Below are 5,713 nucleotides of genomic sequence, written 5' to 3'. Positions count from 1 at the left end.
CGAACTTCGCCTTCGCCACTGCAGTCCTCCTGAGGACAGTTCTGTACGCCGTACGACGTCAGTTGGTCTTTGATCGGGTTTTGGACGGAGTGCTGGTTGCGCTCCATGCCGTCCCGCGGGTGGGGGCCGGAGGCGCCGGCGGGGTCGGGTCGACCCCGCCGGGTTTGCCTCCATACAGCCTAAGGGGTGGGAAACTTCCGGTTTGTCCGGAAGTTACTCGCCCTTGGCCTTGGCGATGATGTCGTCCGCCACGTTCCGCGGAACCTCGGCGTACGAGTCGAACTGCATCGAGTAGCTCGCGCGACCAGAGGTCTTGCTGCGCAGGTCACCGACGTAGCCGAACATCTCGGACAGCGGGACGAGCGCCTTGACGACGCGGGCACCGCTGCGCTCCTCCATGGCCTGGATCTGGCCACGGCGGGAGTTGATGTCGCCGATCACGTCGCCCATGTAGTCCTCGGGCGTGGTGACCTCAACGGCCATCATCGGCTCGAGCAGAGCCGGGGACGCCTTGCGAGCGCCCTCCTTGAAGGCCATCGAACCGGCGATCTTGAACGCCAGCTCCGAGGAGTCGACGTCGTGCGAGGCACCGTCGAGCAGCGTCACGCGGACACCCTGGAGCGGGTAGCCGGCGAGGACACCGAACTCCATGGCCTCCTGGCAACCGGCGTCGACCGAGGGGATGTACTCCTTCGGAACGCGGCCACCGGTGACCTTGTTCACGAACTCGTAGCCCTCGCCGGACTCGATCGGCTCGATCGCGATCTGGATCTTCGCGAACTGGCCGGAGCCACCGGTCTGCTTCTTGTGCGTGTAGTCGATCCGCTCGACGGCCTTGCGGATCGTCTCGCGGTACGCGACCTGCGGCTTGCCGACGTTGGCCTCGACCTTGAACTCACGCTTCATACGGTCGACCAGCACCTCGAGGTGCAGCTCGCCCATACCCGCGATGATGGTCTGGCCGGTCTCCTCGTCCGTGTTGACCTGGAAGGACGGGTCCTCCTCGGCCAGGCGCTGGATGGCGGTACCGAGCCGCTCCTGGTCGCCCTTGGACTTCGGCTCGATCGCGACGCGGATGACCGGGGCCGGGAAGTCCATGGACTCCAGGATCACCGGGTGCTTCTCGTCGCTGAGGGTCTCACCGGTGGTGGTCTGCTTGAGACCCATGACGGCGACGATGTCGCCGGCGCCCACCGAGTCGATCTCCTCACGCTTGTTCGCGTGCATCCGGTAGATCTTGCCGATGCGCTCCTTGCGCCCCTTCACCGCGTTGAGGACGGCGGTGCCGGCCTCGAGACGGCCGGAGTAGATCCGGACGAAGGTGAGCTTGCCCAGGTGCGGGTCGGACATGATCTTGAACGCCAGCGCCGACAGCGGCTCGTCGTCCGAGGCCTTGCGGCTGATCTTGACCGAGTCGTCGCCGGGCTTGGTGCCCTCGATGGACTCGATGTCCAGCGGCGACGGCAGGTACTTGACGACCGCGTCGAGCAGGGGCTGAACGCCCTTGTTCTTGAACGCGGTGCCACAGAAGATCGGCGTGAAGTCCGAGTTCAGGGTGCCCTTGCGGATCGCGGCGACCAGCAGCTCCTCGGGGATGTCCTCGCCCTCGAGGGCGATCTCCATCACCTCGTCGCTGATGTTCGACACGGTGTCGATGAGCGCCTCGCGGTACTCGTTCGCCTGGTCGACCAGGTCGGCCGGGATGTCGACGGTGTCGTACATCTCGCCCTTGGTCGCCTCGGGCGACCAGACGAGGGCCTTCATCTTGACCAGGTCCACGACGCCGACGAAGTCGGACTCGGCACCGATCGGCAGCTGCATCACCAGCGGGGTCGCGCCGAGGCGGTCCACGATGGTGTCGACGCAGAAGAAGAAGTTGGCGCCCGTGCGGTCCAGCTTGTTGATGAAGCAGATGCGCGGGACGCCGTAGCGGTCAGCCTGCCGCCACACGGTCTCGGACTGGGGCTCCACACCGGCGACACCGTCGAACACCGTCACCGCACCGTCGAGCACGCGCAGCGAACGCTCCACCTCGACGGTGAAGTCGACGTGGCCCGGGGTGTCGATGATGTTGATGGTGTGGTCGGAGTCGTCGAGCGTCCAGTGACAGGTCGTCGCGGCCGACGTGATGGTGATGCCGCGCTCCTGCTCCTGCTCCATCCAGTCCATGGTGGCAGCGCCATCGTGGACCTCACCGATCTTGTACGAGACACCGGTGTAGAACAGGATCCGCTCGGTGGTGGTGGTCTTGCCCGCGTCGATGTGCGCCATGATCCCGATGTTGCGGACCTTGGCCAGGTCAAGGGAGGTTGCAGCCATGGTGGCTCGTTCTCTCTCTGTCTAGTGACGGGGTTCGGACTACCAGCGGTAGTGCGCGAAGGCCTTGTTGGACTCGGCCATCTTGTGGGTGTCCTCGCGACGCTTGACGGAAGCGCCCAGGCCGTTGCTGGCGTCGAGGATCTCGTTCATCAGGCGCTCGGTCATGGTCTTCTCGCGACGGGCGCGGGAGTACCCGACCATCCAGCGCAGCGCCAGGGTGCTGGCGCGGCCCGGACGGACCTCGACCGGGACCTGGTAGGTCGCGCCACCGACACGGCGGGACTTGACCTCGAGGGCCGGCTTGACGTTCTCCAGCGCGCGCTTGAGGGTCACGACGGGGTCGGAACCGGTCTTCTCGCGGACGCCCTCGAGGGCGCCGTACACGATCCGCTCGGCGGTGGAGCGCTTGCCGTGCAGCAGGATCTTGTTGACCAGCGAGGTCACCAGCGGGGAGCCGTAAACCGGGTCGATGATGACCGGGCGCTTCGGGGCGGGGCCCTTACGAGGCATTCTTACTTCTCCTTCTTGGCGCCGTAGCGGCTGCGAGCCTGCTTGCGGTTCTTGACACCCTGGGTGTCGAGCGAACCGCGGATGATCTTGTAGCGGACACCAGGAAGGTCCTTCACACGACCGCCGCGCACGAGCACGATCGAGTGCTCCTGCAGGTTGTGGCCCTCGCCGGGGATGTAAGCGGTGACCTCGATCCCGCTGGTGAGGCGCACACGGGCGACCTTACGAAGCGCCGAGTTCGGCTTCTTCGGGGTGGTCGTGTACACACGCGTGCAGACGCCGCGGCGCTGGGGGGAGCCCTTCAGCGCGGGCGTCTTGTTCTTCTCGACCTTGTCCTGCCGGCCCTTTCGGACCAGCTGCTGGATCGTAGGCACCGTTTCTCCGTTTTCTGTGTGCCAAGGCTGGGTGAAACTAACCTGTGGTGTTCCCAGCTCACGCCGACCCACGAGGTCGGGTGTGTTGGGCTTCCTCCGGCCCGGTCCGGCAGGGACGGGCGGCGGAAGAATCGCGGAATCCTGGTGTGCTGATGTGCAGCGACGGCGCTCGCGCGAGTGGCGCGGCTGCCGGTGTGCTTGCACGCACAAGGACCCGGGGACACCCCAGGCACAAGGTCAGAGCGTACCTAGCGCATCGGGCGCGGTCAAAACAAATGCGACACCGCAGGTCGTGGCGCTGACGGGGAAATCCGGCCCGGGTCACGGGCGGGGCTGGTGGTACTCCTGCCTCTATACCACGCACGGTCCGCGGCGGCGACCGCTGCGGGGGTGAGCGACGCCGCTCGGCGGACGCTCAGGAGCGGACGCTCAGGAACTGACCGACATCGCCATCCCGAGCAGGATCAGCAGCGCCCAGCCCACCATCGAGAGGTAGCCCATCCAGAGCCCGGCCACCGCCATGCCGTCGCCGCGCTCGCCGCTCTGGCGGATCTGGTTCCTGGCCACGTGGCCGGTGATCACCGCGGGGATGGCCAGCAGGCCGAAGGTCGGGAAGGTGGCCAGGCCCAGCACCAGCGAGGCGGTGGCCATCCCGTTGTTGGAGACGGGCTTGTACATCGGCGGGGGCATGAAGGTGGAGGGGACCACCGGCACCGCCGAGCCCATCGGCGCCACCATCGGTCCGGCCGGCAGGTCGGCCACCAGCTGCGCCAGCTGCCCGTAGGTCTGGGCGCTGTTGGCGGCGTCGAAGCGGTGGGAGTACTCCTCGGCGGAGAGCCGGCCCTCGGCGTAGGCGGCCTTGAGCACGTCGACCGTGCGGTCCCGGTCGGTGTGGGCCGCCCGCATCGCCGACTGCGGCGTGACGGCCGGCTGCCAGGCGCCCGCGTACGGGTCCACCGGACGCTGCCCGAACTGATCGGTGGGCCGCTGACCTCCTGGCCACGGCTGCACGTCACCCATCCGGACTCCTCCCGTGGTCCCCGGCCCGCGATCGCGCCGCGCGCCCCTCCTGTTGAACTGGACGAACCGTACCCACCTCCGGGTTCCGGTTCCGGCCCCCATCATCCCCGTCGCGGCCCCCGCTGTCCGCTGTCCCGGCGAGACCCGCCGCTCCGGCATCATGGGCAGGGTGAGCGCAGAGCGGAAGAGAACGGGCGGCGACGAGACCACGCAGCTGCTGGAACGAGCGGTGGACACGGTACTGGCTGCCGGCGACCGGCAGCTGGACCGGGCCCTGGACGGCGGGGCGTCGCTGCTGGCCGCCTCCGCCGAGCGGTGGCCCGCCGTCAGCCGGGCGCTGGTCACGCTCACCGACCGCTCGCTGGGCGCACTGTGGCAGCGCGGCTGGCGACCGGCCGACCTGGCCCGGCTGGTCCGCCGCGACCTGCCGCCGGTCCACCTGGCCCTGCTGGTCGACCTGGTGGCGGCCGAGTCCCGGCGCTACTCCCCCGCCGCGCTGGACCGGCGCTGGCGCGAGCAGCTGCGGGAGCTGGCCGCCGACGTCTGGTGGCCAGCCGACGAGCGCCTGCTGCCGGAGTTCGCCACCCGCCACCGGCTCGACCGCTTCGCGCTGGCCACCGCCGTGCTGGAGCTGCTGCGGCTGCTGGGGCACCTGCCGGTGATCGCGCCGGTGGGCCCGGTGCCCGGCGCGCGACCCGTCGAACACCGGGCGGCCGTGCCGGTGCCGGGCGAGCCGCGGATGCTCTCGCGGATCCGCGCGCTGCTGGCCAAGGCCGAGTCCACCGAGTTCCCCGAGGAGGCCGAGGCGCTGACCGCCAAGGCCCAGCAGCTGATGGCGCAGCACAGCATCGACGAGGTGCTGCTGTCGGCGGGGCACGGCGGGGACCGGCTGCCGGACGCGGTGCGGATCGGGCTGGAGAACCCGTACGAGGGTCCCAAGGCGATGCTGCTGGACGCGGTGGCGGCGGCCAACCGCTGCCGGGTGGTCTGGGCCAAGGAGTTCGGCTTCTGCACGGTGGTCGGCTTCGACTCCGACCTGGACGCCGTCGAACTGCTCTACACCTCGCTGCTGGTGCAGGCGACGGCGGCGATGAACCGCGCCGGCAGCCGCCAGCACCTGGACGGGGCCTCGCGCACCCGGGCGTTCCGGCAGTCGTTCCTGGTCTCCTACGCGGCCCGGATCCGCGAGCGGCTGACCGAGGCCACCGAGCGGACCACCCGGGAGGCGGCGGCCGGCAGGCACCTGCGCGAGGACGGCACGGCCGAGCAGGGCGTACCGGACGAGCGGCTGCTGCCGGCGCTGGCGGCCCGCGAGGAGGCGGTGGACTCGGCCACCGACCGGATGTTCCCCAAGCTCACCTCGCAGCGGGTGCGGGTGAGCGACGGCGAGGGCTGGGCGGCCGGCCGGGCCGCCGCCGGCCGGGCCCCGCCGCACCAGCGCGGCCGGCTCGCCCGCGGGTGGGCGGGCGGGGCCGGGCCGCGGGGGGGTC

At 69.7% G+C, this 5,713-nt stretch carries 5 protein-coding genes; 1 reads left to right on the top strand and 4 read right to left on the bottom strand.

Annotated features, from left to right (window positions below):
• Positions 1 to 213: 213 nt before the first annotated feature.
• The 4 genes from fusA to ABD323_RS39050 all read right to left on the bottom strand — a co-directional run bounded on the left by fusA (position 214) and on the right by ABD323_RS39050 (position 4,223).
• Complete coding sequence (gene fusA / locus ABD323_RS39065; RefSeq protein ID WP_344446858.1) at positions 214 to 2,319, bottom strand: elongation factor G; 2,106 nt, start codon at positions 2,317 to 2,319, stop codon at positions 214 to 216.
• Between the two features lie 39 nt (positions 2,320 to 2,358).
• Positions 2,359 to 2,829: a 30S ribosomal protein S7 gene (rpsG, locus tag ABD323_RS39060; RefSeq protein WP_035848142.1), complete on the bottom strand. Its 471-nt coding sequence runs from the start codon at positions 2,827 to 2,829 to the stop codon at positions 2,359 to 2,361.
• 2 nt (positions 2,830 to 2,831) lie between these two features.
• Positions 2,832 to 3,203, bottom strand: a complete 372-nt coding sequence (rpsL, locus tag ABD323_RS39055) for a 30S ribosomal protein S12 (RefSeq protein WP_014144289.1) — start codon at positions 3,201 to 3,203, stop codon at positions 2,832 to 2,834.
• A gap of 429 nt (positions 3,204 to 3,632) precedes the next feature.
• Complete coding sequence (locus ABD323_RS39050; protein ID WP_344446857.1) at positions 3,633 to 4,223, bottom strand: DUF1707 and DUF4190 domain-containing protein; 591 nt, start codon at positions 4,221 to 4,223, stop codon at positions 3,633 to 3,635.
• 160 nt (positions 4,224 to 4,383) lie between these two features.
• Here ABD323_RS39050 and ABD323_RS39045 point away from each other — a divergent pair.
• On the top strand, positions 4,384 to 5,713 hold a 1,330-nt coding region (locus ABD323_RS39045), incomplete at its 3' end, for a DUF2786 domain-containing protein (protein ID WP_425556312.1).

Source organism: Kitasatospora nipponensis (assembly GCF_039528135.1).
GTDB classification, from domain to species: Bacteria; Actinomycetota; Actinomycetes; order Streptomycetales; family Streptomycetaceae; genus Kitasatospora; species Kitasatospora nipponensis.
The sequence above is the reverse complement of the archived record's forward strand: the minus strand, read 5'-3'. Positions and strand labels throughout refer to the sequence as shown.